Below are 23,882 nucleotides of genomic sequence, written 5' to 3'. Positions count from 1 at the left end.
TGCAGTGCCTGCACGTTGGAGTGCTCGGGCTGGGCCGGGGGGTCACGCTTCGCGTGCGAAGCAACGTCTCGTTACGCGTGCGGGGGGTAGTCGCGCATGACGGATGACCCGAAGGGTGGACGGGTCTGCACCGTCCTCATTGCGGTTCCGCGACACGCAACGTGCACCACGTCGTCGTACCGTCGGGGCTCACTCCCCAGTCGTGGGCGATCGCGGCGACGAGGAAGAGGCCGCGGCCGGTTTCGCTCTCCTCGTCGACGACGCTCAGCCGCGGGCGGCGGCTGGAACCGTCGTTCACCGCGATCAGCACTCCCTGGAGGGTGATCACGAGGCGGAACGTGATCTCGCCGTCCTCGCCGTATCGCAGAGCGTTGGTGACCAGCTCGCTGACCAGGAGTTGGACGTCGTCCATGAGCGCGGCCAAGCCCCAGGCGCGCAACTTGGCGACACTGATACGCCGAAGCCGCCCTACCCATCGGCCATCGAGATCCCGTTCAAGGGCGCCGCCCGTCGCGGCAGTGCTGGAGACACGTACCGCGAACTCGTCGCAGATGGGCTCGGACGGCGTCGGAACGGGAGCTGTAGGCGTGAACTCCATGATCGCGTTCGGTTCCTTGGTCACGTGACCGGCCTCTCTCCTCGGGCGCGGACGAGTCCCGGCGTCAGCGCCGTAGCGCGACGAAGGGCGAAGCCGCTTGCACCCTCCGCATCCGCGTCGACGACGGTCGGAACGACACCCAGTGCGTACGCGCCCGCGCCCTGCTGCCGTTCGACGGCCCGGCCGTTAGGAGTGACTCTCACTGGCCGTTCACCTGACCGGTGCGGTCCTGTTGGCGCGGCCCGCGGAATGAAGGCGGTACATGACAAGGCGGGCTGGGCATGTGATTTCCCCACTCGGTTTCGGCGATCGGTGTCTGTGAGTAGCGTTGCGCTCACACCGCTTCGCCACCATGACCGTTGGGGATTACCGAAGCGGTAACACCGCTGTCCCGGCGCGGGAGTCGGGATGCCGCACACCTCTGGAGGTGGCTGGTGAACGCCACACCGATGTCCGTGGATATTCTGACCAGGGTCGATATGCGTCAGGCGCTGGCTGAACACGACTTCGCCGAGGTGTTCAGGCTCTTAAAGAAGCATGGTGGCCTGTCCCAGAACCGCATCGCACTGGCGTGCGGACTAACCCCGGGCAAGGTATCCACCATCATGAACGGGCAGACGCGCGTCGTCTCGTACGACGTGCTGAGCCGCATCGCCGACGGCCTGCACATTCCTGGCGAGCTCATCGGTCTCGCCACCCGTCCCTGGGAAACGGAGGAGGCCGAACCGGCTCGCCCCGAAGCTCCCGAGGTGACAGCCCGCATGGACAGTCCGTGGCAGAACGTCGGCACAGTCGAGCTGGCGGACCAACTCACCCGCGCCGACCTCGCCATGGACCGACGCGCGCTCACCCGAGCGATCGCGGCCACCGTGATGACCGGACCGCTCCTGCTCGACTCGCTGGAAGGCTGGATGCTGCCCGGTGAGAAGGGCTCCCGCCGAAACCGCCCCGGCCGACTGGGGGTGCGCGACGTCGAGCAGCTTGAAGAGACAGCGAAGGCGTTCCGCACCTGGAACCACAAGTACGGCGGCGGACTGCGGCGCCGCGCGGTCCTCGGCCAACTGCAAGAGGTGGCCGCACTCCTCCAGGAACACCAAGCACCGCTCGTTGAGCAGCGGTTGTACGCAGTGCTGGCGCAACTGGCCGGTACCGCGGCGGGCATGGCATGGGATGCCGGACTGCAACGGCGAGCACAGGACTACTACCGGCTCAGCCTGCGGGCAGCTCACGCTGCTGGCGACCGCCTCTGGGGTGCCAACACTCTGGCCGGCATGGCTCGCCAGTTGCTGTACGCGGCCCGACCGACTGATGCCCTGGAACTCGTCCGCTTCGCGCAGGAGGGTGTCCGTGACGAAGCCGGACCACGGCTCCGTGCGATGCTCCACACGCGAGAGGCATGGGCCCTGGCCGCATTGGGCAGGACCGCGGCGTTCAACCGGGCCACCGAACAAGCCCGCCACGCACTTGCTGATGGCGGTCTCGATGAGCCGTACTGGATCGGCTACTTCGACGAAGCAGAACTGGCAGGCGTCACCGGCGGTCGCTTCCTGGAGCTTGCCCGACACGATCCCCGGCTACACGCAGGGCAGGCCGAAGAACAGATCCGCACCGCGCTCACCCGCCGGGGACCAGAGGCAGGCAGATCGCACGCGCTGGACCGCCTCGGTCTGGCCGAGGTCTACTTCCTCTCTGGCGACCTTACCGCGGCCGTCGCCGAGACCCACGCGGCCTGCGATGTCGCCGAACGCGTCCATTCCGGACGCGTGCGAGAAGGCATGGCCGAGCTGTACGCCTACACAGTGGGGCACGGGACGTCGGCACCGGTACGGGAAGCGCGCGCTAGGCTCCGCGAGCAACTCGCCGACTGACAAGGAACGCTGTGACCATCCTCGCCGTGACCGGCCACATGGACCTCACCGATGCTTCTGTCCCCCTGGTCCGCGCAGCCCTCGATGAGTTGATGCGTGAGGCGGCGGTGGACGGGGAACTCGTCGGCGTCTCATGCATCGCTGCCGGCTCGGACTCCTTGTTTGCCGAGGCCGTTCTGGACGCCGACGGAAGCCTCGTCGCCGTGATCCCTTCCCGCGACTACCGTGAGACGAAGGTCAAGGCCGCCCACGCCGCGCAATTCGACCGGCTCCTGGCCGCTGCCGCCGAGGTGGTGGTGATGGACCACGCCACCGCCGGCCGGGAGGCGTACGAAGCCGCCAACAGCGAGCTGCTGCGCCGTGCCGACCGGCTCGTGGCCGTCTGGAACGGGATGCCGCCCGGCACCAAAGGCGGAGGCACCGCCGACGTCGTCGAGGAGGCGCGTGCCCTCGGCCTGCCCGTAACGGTCGTCTGGCCGGCCGGCGCGGCGCGGCGCAACGGGTGACCTTCTCCCAGACCGCCTGAACTGCGAGGCATCGTGCCCTGCCCCCCCGGAGCAGGGCACGAAGAAGCGTCGAGTGACCACCGGTTCGATACGGCGCCAACTCTGTGATCTGCCTCGGGAGCGTGGGTGCTTCAGCGCCCGCGGTGCTGACGCGGTTCGGTTATGGGGCTGGCCGCGGGTGCGGCGGGCTGGGGGTTGTGGGATCGGGGAAGGTGTCCTGCGGCGTGGGAGCGGAGCCGGGCGGCTTCGGCCCGCGGGTTGGGTGCGGGGTTGCGGGCGGTGTGCTGAATGCGGCCGAGGAGGACGCGGGCGGGTTGGCGGGCTGTGGTGAGTTCGCGGCGGGCGGCGGCTTCGGCCAGGAGGGTGCGAGGGCGGTGGCCGCCTGTTTGGGCGTCGGCGAGGACGGTTGCGAGGGCTGGCCAGGTGGGGTCGGTGAGGATGCGGTCGGCGTGGTCGGGGACGGCGGTGCGGACTTGTCCGGCGAGGGTGTGGCTGATCTCCATGGTGGGCTGTCGGTGGGTGAGGGCTGCGAGGTGCGGGGCGGCGGCCTGGTCGTAGGCGGCTTGCAGATGGATCACCGCGGTACGGGCTGCTTCGGCCTGTTGGCGGTGGCAGCGGGCTTGGTGCCAGCGGGCCGCGAGGATCGCTGACCAGACCAGGGCGGTGAGCAGGACGGCGAAGGTGCTGCCGTCGGGGCCGTCGCCGGCGTGGGCGATGTCACGGGCGGCCTGGCGCAGGCCGGTTGCGGTGTGGTGGTCGGCGCGGATGCGGGAGCGCTGGGCGCGGGCGAACTCCCGGCTGGCGGAGCGCAGTTGGTTGCGCAGTTCGGCGGGTCCGGTCTGGGCGGTGGCGTCGATGATCTCGCCGAGCGCGGTGATCTGCGCCTGCGCCCGCCGGTCCTCCCAGGCGTCCGGGTGCTGGGTGAGGTGGTCGTGGAGGGTGTCGAGGGCGCTGGTGGTGCGCTGCCAGCTCGTACTGGGCCGGTTGCGGCGGGCCGTCGGCTGCTCCTCCGGCGCGCTCCCCGCGAGGCGGTCGCGGAGCTGGGGCAGGGTCAGATCGGGGGCGACCTTACCGCCGGAGATGAAGAGCTGGGTGCCGTCGGCTTTCAGGTCGCCGGGACGGCCGACGCTGTAGCCCTGAAGGTCGCCGGAGGGCAGAGTCCGGACCTTGACCTCGACACCGTCGGCCTCAAGGTAGGCGAACAGCTCCTCCACGCTGGCGGCGTGCGGGATGGCTGCCCGGATGCGCTCCTGCAGCCACTGGCGGCTGGTCTGCTGCCAGCCGAGGCGGTCGGCCTTGTGCATCTCGGCCTGGGTGGGGCGGCGCTCCCCGGTCCGGTCGCCGGGCGCGACCTGGTGGAGGCCGAGTTCGGTCTCGATCAGGCGGGCCTCGGCCTGGGCGCGCATGCCACAGTTGTGGAGCTTGGGGCGGCGGCCGTCCTCGCGGACGGTGGTGGCCAGGATGTGGATGTGGTCGTCCGCGTGGCGCACGGCGATCCACCGGCAGGCCAGCGGGTCACCGTCGGGGGCGATGCCCGCGGCGTGGACGATACGGCGGGCGATCTCACCCCACTCGGCATCCGACAGGTAGCGGTCGCCGGGCGCGGCGCGCACGGGGCAGTGCCACACGTGATCGGTGACCTTCCTTCCGAAGCCCTCGTTGCGGAGGCGGACGGGGACGTCGAGAACCTTGCCGAGAGCGGTGAGAGTGGCGTCAGGGTCGCGGCCGGGGTCGGGCAGGCCGCGGGGGCTGAAGGAGGCCACGATGTGCGGGTCGTGGTGTTCGTCGTGCCGGCCGGGCCCGTAGAGGTAGGCCAGCAGCCCGCGGGTGTTGCCGCCGGGCTTCTTCACCGAGGGGATCACGCGTCCTCCCCGTCCGTGCGGCTGGCGGCCTCGGCGGGTAGGAGCAGGGCGCGGGCGATACGGGTCAGCAGCAGGTCCAGATGCTCAAGGCGTTCGCGGATGTCCGGTTCGATGCGGTCGTCGCGGTGCAGCACGTAGACCATCTGGTTGATGTTGACCCCGATCCGGTTGATCTCGTACCGGATCTGCGCGCGGAACTCCTGCACCGCTTGCCTGTCGGTGTGCAGCGGAAGATCGACGGTGAACGCGCCCCGGATGAACGCCAGCGCGATATCCGCCAGGTAGCCCGACAGGGTGCCCTCGTAGCCGTGCCGCTCAGCCGCCGCCAGAAGGTCGGCGTGCTCGGACTCCGTGAAGCCCACCGGCCCGACGCGGAGCGTGCGGCGCTTGCCGTTGAACCGGCGGATCTTGCCCTTCGGCATCACCTGGGCCTGGGGGTGGGTCGGTAGCGGTGGCACGTCGAGTGCGGGGACCTTGTCGTGGACGAACGCGGCGACTGTCTCACGGACCTCGCCGTCGCTGTCGCTGTCGAGCCTGGCCGCCTTGGCGGCCGGGCCGGGGGTGCTGGTCGGCATGGTGTGGGGGCGCTCATCGGCGTGTGCGGTCGCGAGGACGGCGCGCTGCACGGTGGTGAGCTGGTCCGTGTCGGGGCCGCTGGCGGCGCCTGCTTCTCCGCCCGGCGCGCCCTCGCGCCGGGCCCCCTCCGCCACCCCCGGGGCGGAGGACCCCAGACTCCGGCCAACAGTCGGAGACTGGGTACAACTGGCTCCGCCAGGAGCCGTGCTGCTGAAGGCCCGCCGCCACAGACCAGCCAGCTTAAGGGACTTGGCGGCGGGTCCGGGGCTTTCCTCGGCGTCTGTGCCGGTGTCGGGGGTGGGCTTCACGGCGGTCTCCAGCGGGGCGTTTTCGGTGTGGCGGATGACGGTGCGGGTCCTCTCGTTGCACGGGTCATGGTCCGGGCGGGTGGCCGTTTGGCCGAGCCGCGTTCGGGGTGTAGAAGAGCGGCGCCCGGATGTGCGGAAATCCCCGGGTTGGGGAGATCCGCACATCCGGATCGGGCGGCGCCGTACGTGGCCGCCCACCCGACTCGGCCGACCAGGCCAAGTCGGGGCGGGCAGGGCTACGTGGCTGTCGTCAGGCGTCGGCAGGGTGGTCTCGTGCTGGCTCGGGCTCCGGCTGCGGAACACCTGCGGTGGAGGCGTGTTCGTCCCTGAGGTGCTGCATCAGTGCGGTGAAGCGGGCGCTGGCGACGGGTGTGCCGGCGTCCTTCAGGGCCTTCTTGACCACGGCGGTGCTGACGCCGTGCTCGACGACGGCGGGGCGGGCTATGCCGATCAGCTGGTCCATGGTTGCGGCGGGCGGTCGTCCGGTGCGCTTGCTCGGAGCAGCGGGGCGCGCGTCCTCCCGATCGGCTTGCCCAGGCGGCGGAGTCCGAGCTGGGATGGCTGCTGTGGGCGTTGTTCGCTGGGCTGGCAGGGCGGTGGCCTCTGCCGGTGGTGTAGGGCCTGGGCGCTCCTGCGTCTGATGGGGTGGTGTGTGGAGGTGGCGGAGGAGGGTGGGGCCTACGGTTCCCCAGCCGAGCAGGAGCGCGGGGGCGACGGTGTCGATGGCGGCGCGGCCGTAGTGCCTGGCGAGCAGGGGCTGGGCGGTGTTGAGGGCGAGGGTGAGCAGGCCGCACAGGTGCATCAGGCGGGTGGCGGAGCGCAGGTGGGCGGGGTCGGTGCCGTGGACGGCGAGGTGGTGGAGGGCGACGAGCAGGCCGACGACGGACAGGTCGACCATCGGGGCAATCAGGGGCGCGATCGGGCGGGGCACGCCGAGTCGCAGGGCCAGGGCCCAGACGTTGCCGAAGGAGAACACGAAGGCGAGCGCGGCGATGACCGCCATCACGACCGTGATCGTGGTGCGGGCGAAGGTTCCCGTGGCGGCGGGGTGCGCGCCGGTGGGGGTGGTGGGCATGCGGGAGGACGTCCTTACGGGCGAGGGGTGTGCTGGAAGATCCGTCTTGGCGTCTTGGCCGTTGCAGCCGCAGGTCAGGGCGGGTACGGCAGGTGCATGCCCGGCGGGTGCGTGCCGTCGCGGGTAGGGGCTGCTGCCGTACCGGTACGGAACCGGTTCCGTCTTGGGACGCTGAGCCGTCTCGACGGAAGGCGCCCTGAGCTGCGGTTATGCGGCAGGGACGGTTGGGACGGCACGAGACGGACCTGTCTGCCGTCACGGTCTGGCGTGCCGCTCACGCGCGTGGTGCGGTGCCTGTTCCGTGGCTGAACAGGCACCTTGCTCAGCGGCTGAACAGCGGTCTGCTCGGTTTCTGAACACCGTGTGGCAGTCCGCGGCCTTAACGCTGGGACGGCTGGAACGCGTCCTGCGGCTGCCAGGTCAGCGTGAGGTGCCCTGTCTCGGGGGTGGGCCGAGGGGGTGGACGGTGGGGCAGTAGCGGCGCCAGGCGTCGGCGAACTTGTTGCGCATGTAGCCCTTGCGCTGGGTGTGGTCGCTGATGCGGACGTTGCCGGAGGAGATGCCGAATTCGCGCAGCATGCTGGCGAGGCCGCGCGGGGTCAGGCCGCTTCGCCCCCATTCGGCCCAGGGGGCTTCGGGGTCGCCGTTGAGGGAGAACAGGAGCTGGTCGGTGGCGATGCTGTCGGGGTCGCCGGCGGCGTGGAAGATCCGTCGGATGTCGGCCAGGATGCGTGCGCCGTTGGGCTGGTCGTCCTCGGACTCGGCCTCGGCGGTGACGAGGCGTGTGCATGCCTGCCGTGCCCGGCGGGGCCATGGGCCGCCGGCGAGGTCGGCGATGATGATCAGCGGTTCCCAGGTGTCGGCGGCGCGGTCTTCGACCGGCATCTGCGGTTCCAGGTGCAGGGCCTGGTCGGCCAGGGGCTTGGTCCAGCGCGCCAATTCAGTACGCATGGCCCGTAGGGCGGGGCTGTCGCGTTTGGTGCGGTAGGGCGAGACGCGTTCGCCTTCGGCTCGGCGGCGCATCCGGATCACGATGGAGCGGTCCATGATCGTGTCGGGGAGGTCGCCGATGCCGGCGATGGCGGCCATGGCGAAGGTGTGGAACCGGTGCGGGGTGTGGTCGTTGCCGACCACGCGCAGGACGTAGCGGTCGCGCTGGTGCCCGGCGTTGAGCAGGCCGCGCATCTCCTCGTTCTTCTCCGCCATCTTCGGGCTGCCGAAGATGGTGTCGGCCTCGTCCACCAGGAGGGTGGGCGGGTCCTCGGTGATCGAGCGGAAGACCGCGGCCGGGGTGGAGTTCACGGTCAGCACCGGGCTGTGGACGGTCTCGGCGAGCACGTCCAGCAACCTCGACTTGCCGCACCGCTTGGCAGGTCCCACCACCGCCAGGCGCGGGGCGTGCTGCCAGGCAGCCTGGAGATGGGATGCGGCGACCCACAGCGTGGTCGCGTCCAGCGCCGCCTCGGAGGGCAGGACCACGAACCTGGCGATCAGCGCCCGCAGCCGCGCCAGCAGTTCGTCGCCCTCGGTCTGCGGTACGTCGGGTATCTCCGGCGGGCTGGTCGGCTCCTGCGGCCGGTCCGGTGCGGGTGCCGGCTCGGGGGCGCGGAGCGGGGATACGGCGTCGGGTTGGCGTGGCCGGTGGCCGCTGCCTGGCTGTGCGACGGTTGGCCAGGTGCCGGCCGGTGGGTTCAGGTCCGGGGCTGCGGGCTCGGGGATGGAGGCAGTACCCTCGTTCACGGAGACTCCTTGCTCGGCGGGTTCCGGGGGGCAACCCGGTCCGCCGTTGGCTGACTGTCCAGGGATGGGCGGTGGCGTGGTTTCCGTCAGGCCCCCGGTGTTGGTAGCGCCGGGGGCTTTGTGCTGTGCGGCGCCAGTCTTGACAGGCGCTCAACCTCCTCCGGGTTGGGATCGCAATGCGGGATGAGAACATTGATACCACGGCGCCCGCCTGCCAGTCAAGCGCTCCTGGTATTGTTAGAGCATGCGATTCCAGCATGTTGGCTGGTCGGAGGTGATCACAATTCCATAACGAACGACTCAACCGCTTGCGGCATGGATTCTTCATGCGGTACCGTTTTATTTCATCCCGGCGCGTCGAGACCGGGCCGAAGGGAGGTCGACATGTCCAGTCCGCACGCGCACCGCTACACGCCCCTGGAGGGCGAAGCCCTGGTGGCGCACAACATGAAGGTCCTGCGCAAAGCCGCACGCCTGTCCCAGGAGGACCTGGCCGAGCGCATGACCCGGCTCGGATTCAAGTTCCACCAGACCCAGATCGCCAAGATCGAGAACGGCACCCGCCTGCTGCGCTTCGACGAGGTCGTCGCCCTGGCCAAGGCCCTCAACGTCCCCGCCGCCCACTTCATGACCGAAGCAGTCGCCGGCCCCGACGAGCCGGACTACGAACTGCAGGAGGCCGGCTACCGCGTCCAGAAGGCCGAGCAGGAGTGGAAGACCGCCCACGACATCGAGCAGGGCGCCAGAGCCCGGCTCGAAGAGGCCGAGCGCGAGTACGACGAAATCGCCGACCGCCTCGCGGCCCAGGGCGTGAACATCGGCCAGGACACCGGACCCGAGTGGTACCCCGCCCCCAACTCGACCTGGGACCCGCTGCGCAAGGAACCGTCCGACGGCCAGTAGAGGGAGCCCCGTCCCTCCGCTGCCGTCGGCATGCCCTGCCCTCCGCACGGCGTAGGCCATCGGCCTGTCGCCGCCTCGCACCGGACCAGCCCCTGGATAGAACACCCGCAGTGCCCCGGCGCTACCAACGCCGAGGACGGCCAAGCGGGATCGCATCACCTACCGCCCATCCCACCAGTCAGCACGGCAGCGCGTTGCCCCGCGCCGCCGAGAGGAACTCCATGCCTGCAACACCCACGCCCATTGCCTTGCTCGCGGACGCACTCGGCGTCAGCGAGCAAGACCTTCGGCAAGCCCTTCACGCCAGCACATCGACCGCGTACGACCCCACGCTGGTCGCGCTCACCGTCGAGGAAGCCGCCCGGCGCCTCAGCGTCGGCCGGACCACCATGTACGCGCTGCTCGCCTCCGGCGAAATCCCGTCCGTCGCCGTCGGCCGCCTGCGCCGCATCCCCGCCGAGGCGCTCAACGACTACCTCGCCGCCCGCACCCCGCTCACCCGCTCGACCGTCGCTCTCGCGGCCTGAGGGAGCTGACATGGCAAAGTCCCGGCAGCCCAACGGCGCCTCCTCGATCTACCTAGGCAAAGACGGGAAGTGGCACGGCTACGTCACCGTCGGCATCAAGGACAACGGCAAGCCCGACCGCCGCCACGTCAAGCGGAAGACTCGAGCCGAGACCACCAAGGCCGTCCGCGCCTTGGAGCGAGAGCGCGACGCCGGCCGCGTCCGCAAGGCCGGCCAGGCCTGGACTGTCGAGTCCTGGCTGACCCATTGGGTCGAGAACATCGCGGCCCTGCACGTCTCCGAGAACACCATCGACGGCTACCGCGTCGCCGTTTACCACCACCTCATACCCGGACTCGGCGCGCATCGCCTGACGAAGCTGGAGCCCGAGCACCTGGAGCGCTTCTACAAGAAGATGCAGGGCAACGGCAGTTCAGCCGGAACCGCCCACCAGGCCCACCGCACCGTCCGAGCCGCCCTCAACGAGGCCAAGCGCCGCCGCCACCTCACCGAGAACCCAGCCACCATCGCCAAGGCGCCCCGGCTGGTAGAGGAAGAGGTGGTGCCTTACACGGTCGAGGAGGTGCGGCGCATCTTGGAGGTGGCCAGCCGCGAGCGGAACGCTGCGCGGTGGGTGATCGCCCTGGCGCTCGGCCTCCGGCAGGGCGAGGTGCTCGGCCTCAAGTGGACGGACGTCGACTTCCATCACGGAGTGCTCGTCGTCCACCGTGGCCGCCTGCGGCCCCGGTACCAGCACGGCTGCGGAGACACGTGCGGCCGCAAGCCCGGCTACTGTCCGCAGAAAGTCAACGTCCGTCGCGAGACCAAGGAGACCAAGTCCCGCGCCGGACGGCGCCCCATCGGTGTCCCTGACGAGCTGATGAAGCTCCTTGCGCAACACCGAGACGAGCAGGACCGCGAACGCATCCTTGCCCGCGACCTCTGGGTGGAGAAGGGCTACGTCTTCACCTCGCCGATGGGGGAGCCGCTCAACCCCAATACCGACCACCATAAGTGGAAGGAACTACTGGAGGCCGCTGGCCTGCGCGATGGCCGGCTCCACGACGCCCGGCACACCGCGGGCACCATCCTGCTCATCCTCAGCGTGCCCGACACCGTCGTAGACGCGATCATGGGCTGGGAACCCGGCCAGTCCGCCCACATGCGCCGCCGCTACCAGCACCTGACCAACCGCGTCCTCAAGGACACGGCAGCCAAGGTCGGCGAACTGCTTTGGGCAGCGCCTGCTGATTGTTAGGGGCAACCCGTGGGGGCGAGGGCACGGTCAGCCACCGAGCCCTCGCCCCCTGACGCGAGCGTCTTGCCGGCCGAGTTCGGCAAGTGCAGCGCAGGCCACGGGCGAGTCGCAACTGTTCATTCGCTCATCATCAAGGAGGCAGGGTAGTAGCAACTGCCGGTGTCGTTGGCGTGCCGTTTCTTGCGGCTCAACAGCTCATCGAGCGTGGTGTGCCCGTCGAGCACGGCAAAGAGGTCGATGCCCTCCATCGTGATGAAGCACGTTCCCTCGGCGTAGCGCTCCTTGGCGCCTCGTGTGAACCCGTGCACGCTGATGTACAAGCCGAGCGCGTTCTTTCCCTTGTGCCGCACCTTCTCGACGAAACTGCCGAGGTAATGGACCTCGACCGGCTCCTTCAACCACTTCGCTTCCACGATGTAGACGTCGGTGTCGTAGGTGATGGAACCGTCGATTTGTTCGTACGGCAGGCTGTAGGACAGCCGAGGGTCGAGGTCAAACAGACGGAAGAGCTGATTGAGGAATGGCTCGAACTCACGTCCGGCTTTTTGCCGGTTGGGTTCGCTCTCCAGGCGCAGGAACTCGTCCTTCAGATCCGAAAGCCGCTGGGCGAAACTGCGGCGGCTCTCCACCACGGCGCGGTGGTCTGCCAAGTCGCTCGTGAAGCGGGCCTCGTCCGCGATGAGGCCCCGATGCCTGTCGACGCAGCCCTTCAGCGCTGCTACTGCGTCCCGCGCTTCGGCGATCAGAGCATCGGCATCCTCGTGCCGCTTGAGCTTGGGGAAGCTCGGCATCTCCGCAACCTCGATCATGAGGTTGAACGCCAATTTGCCGTACCGATCCTCGTCCGCCTGTAGCCGGTCGACGAACTCCTCGGCGGTCTGCCATTTGTATCCAGAGAAGTTGAGCCCAGCCAGAAGTTCCGGGCAACCCTTTGCCCACCGTCGGATGAAGCCCGCGAGGTCATCCTTATACCAGAAGATGTGTTTGAGGGCGGTTGCGAGCGCACCATACGCGGCCGGACTGATCGGCTTCGTGGGCATCGGCTCAGCTGCCACGTTCCCCTACCTTCTCGCCGCGGGTCGAACGAGGACCCGCTCCTTCAAGCAGACAATGCTACTTGCCTTCTGGGCTCGCCGATGAGCTCCAAGGTAGAGAAGCGCCGCCTGGCGGACGGCGAAGGAGCCCCTAGAAGGTAGGCAAAGGAGCTTCCGACAAGTGTGAGTCTCGTGGGGCTGCGGGTTCGAGCGCTTCCCGTCTCGACAAGGCGAATCGCTGGCAGCAGCGTCCTCGGTAGTCGACTGATCTTCGGCGGGATCGCCCTCAGCCGCCGGTCTCAAGGACTGCAACCCAAACTGCAACCCTCGACGTCGAAGGGCCCTACCGCGGACGGTGGGCCCTTCGACGTCGTGCCCGGTGAGGCACTGGCGGAGGATACGAGATTCGAACTCGTGAGGGGTTGCCCCCAACACGCTTTCCAAGCGTGCGCCCTAGGCCACTAGGCGAATCCTCCGCCGCAAACAGTACAAGACGCGGAGGGGTGGTTGCGAACTCGATGGGGGGTGCGGGGATCGGGTAGGGTGGGGAGCAGCCCCTCACGTGGCGCTATCTCGCTGAACTCCCCCAGGGCCGGAAGGCAGCAAGGGTAGGTGGGCTCTGGCGGGTGCGTGGGGGGTCTTCGCGTGGGTGGGGGCCGGTTGTCGGTGGGCGCGGATAGGCTCGGTGGTGTGTCCCTCGCTCTGTACCGCCGCTATCGCCCCGAGACCTTCGCCGAGGTCATCGGGCAGGAGCATGTCACCGACCCGTTGCAGCAGGCGCTGCGCAACAACCGGGTCAACCATGCGTACCTGTTCAGCGGGCCGCGCGGGTGCGGGAAGACGACGAGTGCGCGGATTCTGGCCCGCTGCCTGAACTGCGAGCAGGGGCCGACGCCCACGCCCTGCGGGGAGTGCCAGTCGTGCCAGGACCTGGCCAGGAACGGGCCGGGGTCGATCGACGTGATCGAGATCGACGCGGCATCGCACGGCGGCGTGGACGACGCCCGTGACCTGCGCGAGAAGGCGTTCTTCGGGCCCGCCGGCAGCCGCTACAAGATCTACATCATCGACGAAGCCCACATGGTCACCTCCGCCGGCTTCAACGCGCTGCTCAAAGTGGTCGAGGAGCCGCCGGAGCACCTGAAGTTCATCTTCGCGACGACCGAGCCGGAAAAGGTCATCGGCACCATCCGGTCGCGCACGCACCACTATCCCTTCCGGCTGGTGCCGCCGGGGACGCTGCGTGATCATCTCGCCGAGGTCTGCCAGCGGGAGGCCATCGCCGTCGAGGACGGGGTGTATCCGCTGGTCGTACGGGCCGGGGCCGGGTCCGTGCGGGACTCGATGTCGGTGATGGACCAGCTGCTGGCCGGGGCGGCGGCCGACGGTGTGACGTACGCCATGGCCACCGCCCTGCTCGGCTACACGGACGCCGCCCTGCTCGACGACGTGGTGGACGGCTTCGCCGCCGGGGACGGCGCCGCGGTCTTCGGGATGGTGGACCGGGTCATCGAGGGCGGGCACGACCCGCGCCGCTTCGTGGCCGACCTGCTGGAACGGCTCCGCGACCTGGTCATCCTCGCCGCCGTGCCGGACGCGATGGACAAGGGCCTGATCGACGCGCCCCGCGACGTGGTCGAGCGCATGCAGGCGCAGGCGGCGGTGTTCGGGGCCGCCGAACTGAGCCGCGCCGCCGACATCGTCAACACCGGGTTGACCGAGATGCGCGGGGCGACCTCGCCCCGGCTGCAACTGGAACTGATCTGCGCCCGCGTGCTGCTGCCCGCGGCGTACGACGACGAGCGGTCGCTGCAGGCCCGGCTGGAACGGCTGGAACGGGGGGGTGTCGTCGGCGGCCCGCCTCCGGGTACGAGCGCCGCTCCCGTCGGCGGTGCGCCGGTCGCAGGGCCGGCCGTCGCGGTTCCCCCCGTCGCCGGGCCGCCCGGTGACGCTCCCGCCGGGGCCGCCGCCGCCCGCGCAGCGGCACGCAGCCAGTCGCCCGAGCCCGTACGCGCCGCGCCGGAACCCACGCGCGCGCCCGGGCAGCCGCCACCCACGCCCGTAGCCCCGCCGGAGCCCGTACGCCCGCCCGATCCCGCGCCGCAGGCGCCCGCCCGGCCGGGGGCCTGGCCGACCGCGGCGCCGACGCAGGCCCCTGCGCCGGCCCAGGCGCCCGCGGCCGCTCAGAGCGCACCCCCCGCCCAGGCCGGGGGCGTCGTCGGCGACCCCTCCCGGGTCCGGCAGATGTGGCCGCAGATCCTCGACGCGGTCAAGAACCGGCGCCGGCTCACCTGGATGCTGCTGTTCAACAACGCCCAGGTCGCCGGCTTCGACGGCGAGACGCTGCAGGTCGGGTTCGACAACCCCGGCGCCCGCAACAGCTTCACCAACAGCGGCAGCGAGGACGTACTCAAGCAGGCGATCAACGACGCGCTCGGCGTGCAGTGGCGCATCGAGGCCATCGTCGACCCGTCGGGCGGCAGCGGTCCCGGCACGGGCGGCTCCGGCACAGGCGGCTTCGGTGGCGGCGGCTCCTCGCGACCGCCCGCGCCGCCGCAGTCCCCGGCCGCGCCCCAGGCATACGGCGGCGGCGCGGCGAGCCCGGACGCGTACGGCTCCGCGCAGGCCGTGACCCACGCCATGGCGCCGGCCCAGTCGGCCCGCCCCGGCGGTTCCGCCACCGCGACCGCCGCGCCCCCGGGGCCCAGATCCGCGCCCGCCGACGCGCCCCGGCAGGAGCCGCGGCGCTTCACCGACGAGACACCGCCGCCCCCGATCGAGGACGACATCCCCGAGGACGACGACGCCGATCTCGTCGATTCGGCACTCAGCGGTCACGATCTGTTCATCCGCGAGTTGGGGGCCACCGTGATCGAGGAGATCCGGCACGACTGACCTGCGGTGATGCGGGCGGACCTGGCCGCGTCCTCCCTACGGCAGAGCCACCCGCTACTCCGGGTGGAGACCGCGGCCCAGCGATCCTCCGTACGGCGTAGGGCGCACCACCGTACGAGCACGTAGGCTCGGCGTGTCAGTGAAATGTGGCGCTCGGAAAGCATCAGAAAGCATCGGAAAGCAGCTGAGGCCGGCTGAAGAACAGCCGACGTCAGCAGCGGACCGGGCGGCACGGACCGAACAGCAGCACACCCAGGCAGTCGCGAGGCAGGAGCGAACCGTGAATCCCGGTGGTCAGCCGAATATGCAGGCACTGCTCCAGCAGGCGCAGAAGATGCAGCAGGACCTGGCTGCGGCCCAGCAGGAGCTGGCCGAGACCGAGGTCGAGGGCACGGCGGGCGGTGGTCTGGTGACCGCGACGGTGTCCGGCGCCGGCGAGCTGCGGGCGCTGGTGATCGACCCGAAGGCCGTCGACCCGGACGACACCGAGACGCTGGCCGACCTGGTGGTCGCCGCCGTCCACAATGCGACCGACGCGGCACAGGAACTGCAGCAGCGCAAGCTCGGCCCGCTCACCCAGGGGCTCGGCGGCGGTCTGCCGGGCCTCTTCTGACTCTGCCCCTACCCCTGGAAGGCGTGCCGGCGTGTACGAAGGCGTGGTTCAGGACCTGATCGACGAACTGGGCAGGCTGCCCGGCGTGGGTCCCAAGAGCGCGCAGCGCATCGCCTTCCACATCCTGCAGGCCGACCCCGCGGACGTGCGCCGCCTCGCGCACGTGCTGTCCGAGGTGAAGGCGAAGGTCCGCTTCTGCAAGGTGTGCGGCAATGTCGCGCAGGACGAGCTGTGCCGGGTGTGCCGCGATCCGCGCCGCGACCCGGCGGTGATCTGCGTGGTGGAGGAGTCCAAGGACGTGGTCGCGATCGAGCGGACCCGCGAGTTCCGCGGGAAATACCACGTGCTGGGCGGGGCGATCAGCCCGATCGACGGTGTCGGCCCGGACGATCTGCGGATCGCCGAACTGCTCCGCCGGCTGGCCGACGGCACCGTCACCGAGCTGATCCTGGCGACGGACCCGAATCTGGAGGGCGAGGCCACAGCGACGTATCTCGCCCGGACGGTGAAACCCATGGGACTGCGCGTGACGCGCCTGGCCAGCGGCCTGCCGGTGGGTGGCGACTTGGAATACGCGGACGAGGTCACGCTGGGGCGGGCCTTCGAAGGGAGGCGGTTGCTCGATGTCTGACACCGTGGTGAACAAGAGCGCGGGAGCCGGCGCGGCGGGGCCGCAGGCCGAGCCGTTCGTCCCGCAGGAGCCGGACGAGTTCGCCGTCCAGATCTCCGACCAGATCGAGAGCTTCATCCTCGCGGTCCGCGAAGTGGCCAAGGGCGACGACCCGGACAGCGCGGTGCCGTATCTGCTGCTGGAGGTCTCGCAGCTGCTGCTGGCCGGCGGCCGGCTGGGCGCGCACGAGGACTTCGTACCCGACGAGCGCTACGAGCCGGACGCGGGCCCCGAGCCCGACGAGGACGACCTGCGCCAGCGGCTGGCGGCCCTGCTGGAGCCGATCGACGTCTACTCGGAGGTCTTCGACCCGTACGTGCCGCGGTCGGCGCCGGTGGCCTGCCGGATCTCGGACGACATGGCCGATGTGGTGGCCGATCTCACGCACGGGATGACGCACTTCGCGGCGGGGCGGGTGTCGGAGGCGCTGTGGTGGTGGCAGTTCTCGTACCTGTCCAACTGGGGTTCGACGGCGAGCGCGAGCCTGCGGGCGCTGCAGTCGCTGGTCGCGCACGTACGCCTCGACAGTCCGCTGGGCGAGCTGAACGGCCTGGACACCGGTGGGGACGCCGATGACGACGACGAGTTGGCGGAGGAGGCCGGCCGGGTGATGGAGGCCGAGCTGGGGACGATGGGGCTGCGCCCGGCTCAGTGATCCGGGGGTCCGGCGATCCGGCGATCCGGCGATCCGGCGATCCGGCGATCCGGCGATCCGGGGGCAACGACCGGGCGCGATGGCCCGGCGTAGTGATCATTCTTTGAGCGGCACATCTCACCATGCGATACGTTCCGGGCGGATCGGTCCTGCTCGTTAAACTGGGCCGACCGATTCACCCCTGAGCGAGGAGCGCACGTGGGCCTTGTCGTGCAGAAGTACGGCGGCTCCTCCGTCGCCGATGCCGAAGGCATCAAGCGCGTCGCCCGAAGGATCGTGGACACCAAGAAGGGCGGCAACCAGGTCGTCGTCGTGGTGTCGGCGATGGGCGATACGACGGACGAGCTCATCGATCTCGCGGAGCAGGTCTCGCCGATTCCGGCGGGCCGCGAGTTCGACATGCTGCTGACCGCAGGAGAGCGGATCTCCATGGCACTGCTGGCGATGGCGATCAAAAACCTCGGCCACGAGGCGCAGTCGTTCACGGGCAGCCAGGCCGGTGTGATCACCGACTCGGTGCACAACAAGGCGCGGATCATCGATGTGACGCCGGGCCGGATCCGTACCGCGCTCGACGAGGGCAACATCGCGATCGTGGCCGGCTTCCAGGGCGTGTCGCAGGACAAGAAGGACATCACCACGCTCGGGCGGGGCGGTTCCGACACCACGGCGGTCGCGCTGGCCGCGGCGCTCGACGCCGGGGTGTGCGAGATCTACACCGATGTCGACGGGGTCTTCACCGCGGATCCGCGGGTGGTGAAGAAAGCCCGCAAGATGGACTGGATCGCCTTCGAGGACATGCTGGAGCTGGCCAGTTCCGGTTCGAAGGTGCTCCTGCACCGGTGCGTGGAATACGCGCGGCGGTACAACATCCCGATCCATGTGCGCTCGTCGTTCTCCGGACTTCCGGGCACCTGGGTCAGCAGTGAACGGCCGGAAGGCCTCGCGGAACTCGCACCGCGGCTCGCGCAGCACCTCGCATCGCAAGGAGACAGCCCAGTGGAGCAGGCGATCATCTCCGGCGTCTCGCACGACACGTCCGAGGCGAAGATCACCGTCGTCGGAGTACCGGACAAGCCGGGTGAGGCCGCGACGATCTTCCGGGCCATCGCGGACGCCGAGATCAACATCGACATGATCGTGCAGAACGTGTCGGCCGCGGCCACCGCGCTGACCGACATCTCCTTCACGCTCCCGAAGTCCGAGGGGCACAAGGCGATGGAGGCGCTGACCAGGGCGCAGTCGGTGATCGGCTTCGACTCGCTGCGCTACGACGACCAGATCGGCAAGATCTCGCTGGTCGGCGCCGGGATGAAGACCAACCCCGGTGTGACGGCGACGTTCTTCGAGGCGCTGTCCAACGCCGGGGTGAACATCGAGCTGATCTCGACCTCCGAGATCCGCATCTCGGTCGTCACCCGCGCGGACGACGTGAACCCGGCCGTGCAGGCGGTGCACTCGGCGTTCGGCCTCGACAGCGACAGCGACGAGGCGGTCGTCTACGGCGGTACCGGGCGCTGAATCCGGGGCCGATTCTGTGCGCTGATTCCGGGCGAATCAGGCCGAATACGACGGAAACTGGCCGGATTTTGGTCTGGACCACTTGAATCCGACTGCCTGACTCATGGAGAATTTGCTCCCCCGTGGCCGCAACCGCCTGCCGCGGGGGAGCGTCTTTGTGTCAGCGCACTGCCGGGGTGCTGTCCTGGGGTGCTGCACACCGAATGTGGACGGGGGCCATCGGTGCAAATGGGGCGCTGAGGAAGAGCTGGTGCGCATGGGGATATATGACGCTCCGTCGGGCGGTATGCCTTGCGCGTACAACCCTGACGGGGGGATGCGTGTCCAACAGACGTGGCGGAGGCACTGGGTATCGAGACGGCATTCGGGCGACAGGGGACGATCGCTCCCGTACGTCCGGCACGCCCGGTGCGTACACCGCGCCCGTCGCGGACCGGGCTGCCTTACGGAGGGCTGCCGGTGATCGCCCCCTGGCCGGTGGCACGGGTGGACCCGGCACAAGGAGCCACTGTCGACCGCGAGGAAACTGACCCCGCGATGGCTGTCGGCACCACGGTCGACCACCTCACCGAGACCTACCGCGCCCACTACCGCGCCCTGCTGGGCCTGGCCGCCCTGCTGCTGGACGACACCGCGTCCTGCGAGGACGTCGTCCAGGAGGCCTTCATACGGGTGCACTCCGCACGCAGCCGGGTGCGCGACCCGGAAAAGACCCTCGCCTACCTCCGCCAGACGGTGGTCAACCTCTCCCGTTCCGCCCTGCGCCGCCGAATACTCGGCCTGAAGCTCCTCTCCAAGCCCATGCCCGACATGGCCAGCGCGGAGGAAGGCGCTTACGAGCTGCTGGAGCGCGACCAGCTCAAAACCGCGATGCGCGCGTTGCAGCGCAGGCAGCGCGAGGTGCTGGTGCTGCGCTACTTCGCCGACATGACCGAGGCGCAGGTCGCCGAGACGCTCGGTATCTCGCTCGGCTCGGTGAAGGCGTACGGTTCGCGGGGCATCGCCGCCCTGCGGATCGCGATGGAGGCAACGGCATGACCACCCCCGACGCCCCGGACGACGCACACAGCATGGACCGACACGACTCCCCCGAGCAGCCCCCGGTCTCCCCGGCACCCGCAGCCCACCGGGAACCCTCGTCTCCCCCGGCGCCCTCGGCACCCTCATCGACCCCCGTGGCCGAACCGGCCGCCTCGGCCGGGCACGCCGGGCCGCCCGACGCGGGCGATACGGATGACGCGGACCGAGCGGACCGAGCGGACCGTGCCGACAGCGGGCGCCGCGCGGCCGACACGCTCGGCCTGACCGGCGAACTGTTCGGCGAGACCGACGAGGAGGCGGCGCTGCGCGACCTCATGCGTGAGGCCGTCCGTGACCTCAAGCCCACCCCGGACGCGCTCGACCACCTGCGGCGTGCCGTGCCGGCCCGCCGCCAGCACCGTCGGCAGGCGCTGGCCGGCAGCGCGGCCGCGGTACTGCTCGTCGGCACGGCGGTGCCCGCGCTGATCCACGCCGCCGGCTCACGGGGCGGCGCGGCTGCCGCCCCGGCCAACGTGGCCAGCGCGCACACCGCCCAGCCGGGCGAGGACGGCCGCCTCAACTCCTGGGGCGCCGCGGGCGATTCCGGGCAGGCCGGCCGCGGGCCGGACGGTGACGGCCCGGACCGCCGGTCCCCGGCCGCGGGCGGCACCGGCGGCCCGTCCAGCATGGCCACCAGCCCGGGCGGGCTGCCGTCGATCGACGCACCCGCCTGTTCGAGCAGCCAGCTCGGCCAGGGCCGCAGCAAGGCCGGCTCCCCCGACTCCGGCGGCCGGATCTACGGCTGGTTCCGGGTCGCCAACGTCTCCACCGCCGCCTGCGCCGTGCCGCCCGCCCCCGGGCAGGTGGACGTGACCGTGTATGGCCCCGCCGACCCCTCGCAGATCACCGTGGTCAACCACACCTCCGGCGACCCCGCGACCGGGCTGCCCGCCACCGCCGACGACGTCCCCGTCGTGCTCGCCCCCGGCGAGAACTACGAGGTCGCCTTCGCCTGGGTGCCCTCCGCCGCGGGACCCGGCGGCTGTCCGCCGCCCAGCTCCCCGCCGGTCACCCCGAGCCCGAGCGACACCCCGACGGACACCTCCGTGCCCGATCCGGGCGGCTCGAACTCCGCCGACAGCCCGATGTCGCAGACCCCGCCGCCCGGCGGTCCCTCGGGCCCGACGCAGCCCGCCGCCATCTCGCTCACCCACACCCCGGCGGCCGGCGCCCCGGTGATCGCCGGCCCGACCCTCCAGGGGGCCTGCGCCGGCACCATCTACACGACGGCGCCGATGGCCGCGGCCCCGTCGGACACCCCACCGTCGTAGCAGGCGGCGCGGGGGTGCCGCCTGCTACGGCGGTCCCGGTGACGGACCGTCGCAGGCACCCCCGTACCGTGGAGGTGTGTACCGGTTCCTGCTCACCCCGCGCTGGCTGGCGGTCGGCGTGCTCGTACTGCTCGCTGTGCCCTTCTGCGTCTTCATGGGCAGTTGGCAGCTGAGCCGCTTCGAGAGCCGGGTGGACCAGCACAAGGACGCCAAGCACACCGAGGTGCAGACGGCCGGCCGGGCGCCGGTGCCGCTGGCCGGGCTGCTGCCCGACACCAGGACCCAGGTACCCTCGGACGGCTCGGGCCGCCCGGTCACCGCGACCGGCCGCTACGACACCGCCCGCCAGCTCCTCGTCCCCGACCGCCTGCTCGACGGCCGCAACGGCTACTACGTCCTGACTCCCCTCCGGCTCGACAGCGGTGCCGCGCTGCCCGTGGTGCGCGGCTGGCTGCCCGGTGATGTCCCGGCCGCCACCGACCTCGGCGCGGTGCCGCCGGCTCCGGCCGGCGAGGTCACCGTGACCGGCGCGCTTCAATACCCCGAGACCGCGGGCACCAACGGGGTGCCCGCCGCTCCCGGCGCGCTGCCGGCCGGGCAGCTCGGCATCATCAGTGCCGCCGCTCTCGTCAATGTCCTCCCTTATCCCGTCTACAGCGGCTGGATCACCGCCACCCACTCCGCCGCACCGCTGAAGCCGGTGCCCCCGGTGGCGCCCCCGGGCAGCGGCCTGGACCTCAAGGCCTTCCAGAACCTCGGCTACACCGGTGAGTGGTTCGTCTTCGCCGGCTTCGTGGTCTTCATGTACTTCCGGCTGGCCCGCCGGGAGGCCGAGGCGCAGGCCGACGCCGCGCTCGGCCTGCTGCCCCCGCCGGGCCCGGGCCCCGAGCCGGACCCGGACCCGGCGGGCGCTACCGACGAGCCGGCCGGGTCAGCCGCCCACGTGGCGTAGGGCGAAGGCCAGCTCCAGCCGGACCTGCTTGATGCGCTCCTCCACGACGAGGGAGCCGTGGCCCGCGTCGTAGCGGTACACCTCGTGCGGCTTGTCGAGCGCCCGCAGCCGCTCCACGTAGTTGTCGATCTGGCGTATCGGACAGCGTGGGTCGTTCATCCCCGCGCTGATGTAGACCGGGGCGGTGACCTTGTCCACGTAGGTCAGCGGGGACGAGGCCGCATAGCGCTCCGGCACGTCGGCCGGGGAGCCGCCGAAGAGGGTGCGGTCGAGCGATTTCAGCGCCTCCATCTCGTCGGCGTACGCGGTCGGGTAGTCGGCGACCGGGACCGCCGCGATGCCCACCGCCCAGGCACCGGGCTGGGTGCCGAGGCCCAGCAGGGTCAGATAGCCGCCCCAGGAGCCGCCGGTGAGCACCAGCCGCGCCGGGTCGGCAAGTCCCGACGACACCGCCCACTCGCGGACCGCGGCTATGTCCTCCAGCTCGATCAGGCCGACTCGGTGCTTGAGCGCGTCCGTCCACTCGCGGCCGTAGCCGGTCGACCCGCGGTAGTTGACCCGCACCACCACGAAACCGTGGTCCAGCCAGGCCGCGGGACCCGCCGCGAAGGAGTCCGACTCGTGCCAGGTCGGGCCGCCGTGTATTTCGAAGACCGTCGGCAGCGGGCCCTTGCCCCGGGCCGCGGCGGCGGGGGGCCGCTGCACCAGGGCGTGGATCCGGCCGCCGGGGCCGTCCACCCACACGTCCTCCACCGGAACCGAGTCGGGCGCCCGCAGCCCCGGGGCCTCCAGCACGGTCGCGCCGGTGGTCGAGCGCACCGCCGGGGGCCGTGCGGCCGACGACCACAGATACTCGACCGTGCCGTCCGGCCTGGCGGTGGCGCCGCTCACCGAACCCCGCGGGGTGTCGAGCGCGGTCAGCGTGCCGGCCGCCAGGTCGTACCGGAACATCTCGCTGCGGGCCCGGAAGTCGTGCACCACCAGCAGTGCGCTGCCGTCCGGATACCACTCGGCCTGCACATCGCCGGGCAGGTCGATCGCCGGGGTGATCTGCTCGCCGCCGGCCACGTCCCAGATCATCGGCAGCCAGCGGTCGGCCCGCTGATGGCCGACCAGCAGCCGGGTGTCGCCGGGCACGGGGGCGAAGCCGAGGCTGTCGAGGCCCAGCTCCCGGGTGCCGCCCTCGGTGTCGTCCAGCTCCGCCACCACGGAGCCGTCCGCGACCCGCAGCACCCGCAGCGCGCTGTGCATCGCGTCGCCGTGCTCGGTGTGCTCGATGACGACCAGCGTGCCGTCCTCCGAGAGGTCGCCGACGCCGGCGGACTCCTCGTGCCGGTAGATCTCGTAAGGCTCCGCGCCGTCCGGCGGCACCACGTGCACGGTCGTGCCCTCGTCGTCGGTGGAGCGGCCGACGACCGCGAGGCCGCCGACGCCGAGCGCGACGCCCGCCGGATAGGAGGGGGCGAGGCCGGGGGCGGCCGGTATGTCCTCGCCGCCGTCGAACGGCTGGCGCATCCACACGCCGAACTCGTCGCCGTTGGTGTCGGAGAACCACCACACCCAGGCGCCGTCGCGGCTGAGGGTGCCGTCCGTCGTGCCGTTCGGCCGGTCGGTGACCTGGCGGCGCTCGCCCGTCGTCCGATTCCACGCGTACAGCTCGTACGTGCCGGTGACGTCCGAGACGAACAGGCTGTGGTCGGGGGCGTCCTCCGCCCACTCCGGCAGGCCGACCCGGGGTGCGCGGTACCTCTTCTCCCAGTCGGGGAGGGATCCCGGGAGGGCGTCCGGGGCCGAGGCGGTCGAGCCGGGCAGGCTCTCCGGCGGGAGGGGGGAGGGTGCGGGCACGGCCGGCACGGCGTCGGATTCGGGCGTGGACCCGCTGGCGGATCCGGTCGTTTCGTTCATGCCCCCATGATGCTCCGCCGAGCACACCTCAGGAGCGTCTGTCGTCACAGCCTGTGGATAACTCTGGGCGATGCGCGACGAAGTGC

20 protein-coding genes, 1 tRNA gene and 1 other RNA gene are annotated in these 23,882 nt (G+C 70.7%); 14 read left to right on the top strand and 8 right to left on the bottom strand.

All coding sequences use genetic code 11. The features are described from left to right. Positions 1 to 136: 136 nt before the first annotated feature. A complete protein-coding gene (locus OHA86_RS20245) occupies positions 137 to 622 on the bottom strand; it encodes an ATP-binding protein (RefSeq protein ID WP_329177286.1) in 486 nt (161 codons plus the stop codon). Between the two features lie 410 nt (positions 623 to 1,032). Here OHA86_RS20245 and OHA86_RS20240 point away from each other — a divergent pair, with 410 nt between their 5' ends. Together OHA86_RS20240 and OHA86_RS20235 are read left to right on the top strand one after the other, a co-directional pair. Further along, on the top strand, positions 1,033 to 2,466 hold the full coding sequence (locus OHA86_RS20240) for a helix-turn-helix domain-containing protein (RefSeq protein WP_329177284.1): 1,434 nt from the start codon (positions 1,033 to 1,035) through the stop codon (positions 2,464 to 2,466). A gap of 11 nt (positions 2,467 to 2,477) precedes the next feature. Further along, positions 2,478 to 2,972 (top strand): hypothetical protein, encoded by a 495-nt coding sequence (locus OHA86_RS20235; protein ID WP_329177281.1) that lies wholly within the window; start codon positions 2,478 to 2,480, stop codon positions 2,970 to 2,972. Positions 2,973 to 3,103: 131 nt separating this feature from the next. On the opposite strand, the gene OHA86_RS20230 is transcribed toward OHA86_RS20235, so the two are convergent. From OHA86_RS20230 to OHA86_RS20215, 4 genes are all read right to left on the bottom strand, one after another. After that, positions 3,104 to 4,834, bottom strand: a complete 1,731-nt coding sequence (locus OHA86_RS20230; RefSeq protein ID WP_329177279.1) for a relaxase/mobilization nuclease domain-containing protein — start codon at positions 4,832 to 4,834, stop codon at positions 3,104 to 3,106. Beyond that, positions 4,831 to 5,544, bottom strand: a complete 714-nt coding sequence (locus OHA86_RS20225) for a plasmid mobilization relaxosome protein MobC (protein WP_329177278.1) — start codon at positions 5,542 to 5,544, stop codon at positions 4,831 to 4,833. The genes OHA86_RS20230 and OHA86_RS20225 overlap by 4 nt, the downstream gene beginning before the upstream one ends. Before the next feature lie 424 nt (positions 5,545 to 5,968). Then, positions 5,969 to 6,793 carry a DUF2637 domain-containing protein gene (locus OHA86_RS20220; RefSeq protein ID WP_329177276.1) on the bottom strand — a complete coding sequence of 275 codons (825 nt, stop codon included), beginning with the start codon at positions 6,791 to 6,793 and terminating at the stop codon, positions 5,969 to 5,971. Positions 6,794 to 7,213: 420 nt separating this feature from the next. Further along, complete coding sequence (locus OHA86_RS20215; protein ID WP_443071781.1) at positions 7,214 to 8,533, bottom strand: DUF3631 domain-containing protein; 1,320 nt, start codon at positions 8,531 to 8,533, stop codon at positions 7,214 to 7,216. 384 nt (positions 8,534 to 8,917) lie between these two features. On the opposite strand from OHA86_RS20215, the gene OHA86_RS20210 reads away from it, so the two are divergent. The 3 genes from OHA86_RS20210 (at position 8,918) to OHA86_RS20200 (ending at position 11,200) form a co-directional block, all read left to right on the top strand. Next, positions 8,918 to 9,436, top strand: a complete 519-nt coding sequence (locus OHA86_RS20210) for a helix-turn-helix domain-containing protein (protein WP_329177274.1) — start codon at positions 8,918 to 8,920, stop codon at positions 9,434 to 9,436. A 221-nt stretch (positions 9,437 to 9,657) separates the two neighbouring features. Further along, positions 9,658 to 9,963 (top strand): helix-turn-helix domain-containing protein, encoded by a 306-nt coding sequence (locus OHA86_RS20205; RefSeq protein WP_329177273.1) that lies wholly within the window; start codon positions 9,658 to 9,660, stop codon positions 9,961 to 9,963. Positions 9,964 to 9,973: 10 nt separating this feature from the next. Further along, positions 9,974 to 11,200, top strand: coding sequence for a tyrosine-type recombinase/integrase (locus tag OHA86_RS20200; RefSeq protein WP_329177271.1), 1,227 nt, complete (start codon positions 9,974 to 9,976; stop codon positions 11,198 to 11,200). A gap of 116 nt (positions 11,201 to 11,316) precedes the next feature. Here OHA86_RS20200 and OHA86_RS20195 read toward each other — a convergent pair whose 3' ends face one another. Beyond that, positions 11,317 to 12,255 carry a restriction endonuclease gene (locus OHA86_RS20195; RefSeq protein ID WP_329177269.1) on the bottom strand — a complete coding sequence of 313 codons (939 nt, stop codon included), beginning with the start codon at positions 12,253 to 12,255 and terminating at the stop codon, positions 11,317 to 11,319. A 367-nt stretch (positions 12,256 to 12,622) separates the two neighbouring features. After that, positions 12,623 to 12,710, bottom strand: a tRNA-Ser gene (locus OHA86_RS20190). 73 nt (positions 12,711 to 12,783) lie between these two features. Here OHA86_RS20190 and ffs point away from each other — a divergent pair. From ffs to OHA86_RS20145, 9 genes are all read left to right on the top strand, one after another. Continuing rightward, positions 12,784 to 12,880: signal recognition particle sRNA small type (ffs, locus tag OHA86_RS20185), an RNA gene on the top strand. Between the two features lie 44 nt (positions 12,881 to 12,924). Beyond that, entirely contained in the window at positions 12,925 to 15,129 is a 2,205-nt protein-coding gene (locus tag OHA86_RS20180) for a DNA polymerase III subunit gamma and tau (RefSeq protein WP_329177268.1), read from the top strand. A 304-nt stretch (positions 15,130 to 15,433) separates the two neighbouring features. Further along, positions 15,434 to 15,742 carry a YbaB/EbfC family nucleoid-associated protein gene (locus tag OHA86_RS20175; protein ID WP_329182482.1) on the top strand — a complete coding sequence of 103 codons (309 nt, stop codon included), beginning with the start codon at positions 15,434 to 15,436 and terminating at the stop codon, positions 15,740 to 15,742. 31 nt (positions 15,743 to 15,773) lie between these two features. Further along, a complete protein-coding gene (recR, locus tag OHA86_RS20170) occupies positions 15,774 to 16,373 on the top strand; it encodes a recombination mediator RecR (RefSeq protein ID WP_329177266.1) in 600 nt (199 codons plus the stop codon). Continuing rightward, positions 16,366 to 17,067 (top strand): DUF5063 domain-containing protein, encoded by a 702-nt coding sequence (locus OHA86_RS20165; protein WP_329177264.1) that lies wholly within the window; start codon positions 16,366 to 16,368, stop codon positions 17,065 to 17,067. Before recR ends, OHA86_RS20165 begins: the two co-directional genes overlap by 8 nt. Before the next feature lie 198 nt (positions 17,068 to 17,265). Next, a complete protein-coding gene (locus tag OHA86_RS20160; RefSeq protein ID WP_329177263.1) occupies positions 17,266 to 18,588 on the top strand; it encodes an aspartate kinase in 1,323 nt (440 codons plus the stop codon). Between the two features lie 381 nt (positions 18,589 to 18,969). Then, positions 18,970 to 19,626, top strand: a complete 657-nt coding sequence (locus tag OHA86_RS20155; RefSeq protein ID WP_443071999.1) for a SigE family RNA polymerase sigma factor — start codon at positions 18,970 to 18,972, stop codon at positions 19,624 to 19,626. Next, positions 19,623 to 20,939, top strand: a complete 1,317-nt coding sequence (locus OHA86_RS20150) for a hypothetical protein (protein WP_329177259.1) — start codon at positions 19,623 to 19,625, stop codon at positions 20,937 to 20,939. The genes OHA86_RS20155 and OHA86_RS20150 overlap by 4 nt, the downstream gene beginning before the upstream one ends. 76 nt (positions 20,940 to 21,015) lie before the next feature. Next, positions 21,016 to 21,891 carry an SURF1 family protein gene (locus OHA86_RS20145; RefSeq protein WP_329177257.1) on the top strand — a complete coding sequence of 292 codons (876 nt, stop codon included), beginning with the start codon at positions 21,016 to 21,018 and terminating at the stop codon, positions 21,889 to 21,891. On the opposite strand, the gene OHA86_RS20140 is transcribed toward OHA86_RS20145, so the two are convergent. After that, entirely contained in the window at positions 21,871 to 23,796 is a 1,926-nt protein-coding gene (locus OHA86_RS20140; RefSeq protein WP_329177255.1) for a S9 family peptidase, read from the bottom strand. The two genes, OHA86_RS20145 and OHA86_RS20140, sit on opposite strands and share 21 nt — an antisense overlap. Between the last annotated feature and the right edge of the window lie 86 nt (positions 23,797 to 23,882).

The sequence above is a fragment of the Streptomyces sp. NBC_01477 genome (genome assembly GCF_036227245.1).
Taxonomy (GTDB): domain Bacteria; phylum Actinomycetota; class Actinomycetes; order Streptomycetales; family Streptomycetaceae; genus Actinacidiphila.
Note: the sequence above shows the minus strand (reverse complement) of the source record. Positions and strands in the feature narration are given on the sequence as shown.

Excerpts from the sequence above, each read along its gene's own strand:
- OHA86_RS20220 (WP_329177276.1), bottom strand. The coding sequence starts at position 6,793 with ATGCCCACCACCCCCACCGGCGCGCACCCCGCCGCCACGGGAACCTTC.
- OHA86_RS20210 (WP_329177274.1), top strand. The coding sequence starts at position 8,918 with ATGTCCAGTCCGCACGCGCACCGCTACACGCCCCTGGAGGGCGAAGCC.
- OHA86_RS20205 (WP_329177273.1), top strand. The coding sequence starts at position 9,658 with ATGCCTGCAACACCCACGCCCATTGCCTTGCTCGCGGACGCACTCGGC.
- OHA86_RS20200 (WP_329177271.1), top strand. The coding sequence starts at position 9,974 with ATGGCAAAGTCCCGGCAGCCCAACGGCGCCTCCTCGATCTACCTAGGC.
- OHA86_RS20175 (WP_329182482.1), top strand. The coding sequence starts at position 15,434 with ATGCAGGCACTGCTCCAGCAGGCGCAGAAGATGCAGCAGGACCTGGCT.
- OHA86_RS20165 (WP_329177264.1), top strand. The coding sequence starts at position 16,366 with ATGTCTGACACCGTGGTGAACAAGAGCGCGGGAGCCGGCGCGGCGGGG.
- OHA86_RS20150 (WP_329177259.1), top strand. The coding sequence starts at position 19,623 with ATGACCACCCCCGACGCCCCGGACGACGCACACAGCATGGACCGACAC.
- OHA86_RS20140 (WP_329177255.1), bottom strand. The coding sequence starts at position 23,796 with ATGAACGAAACGACCGGATCCGCCAGCGGGTCCACGCCCGAATCCGAC.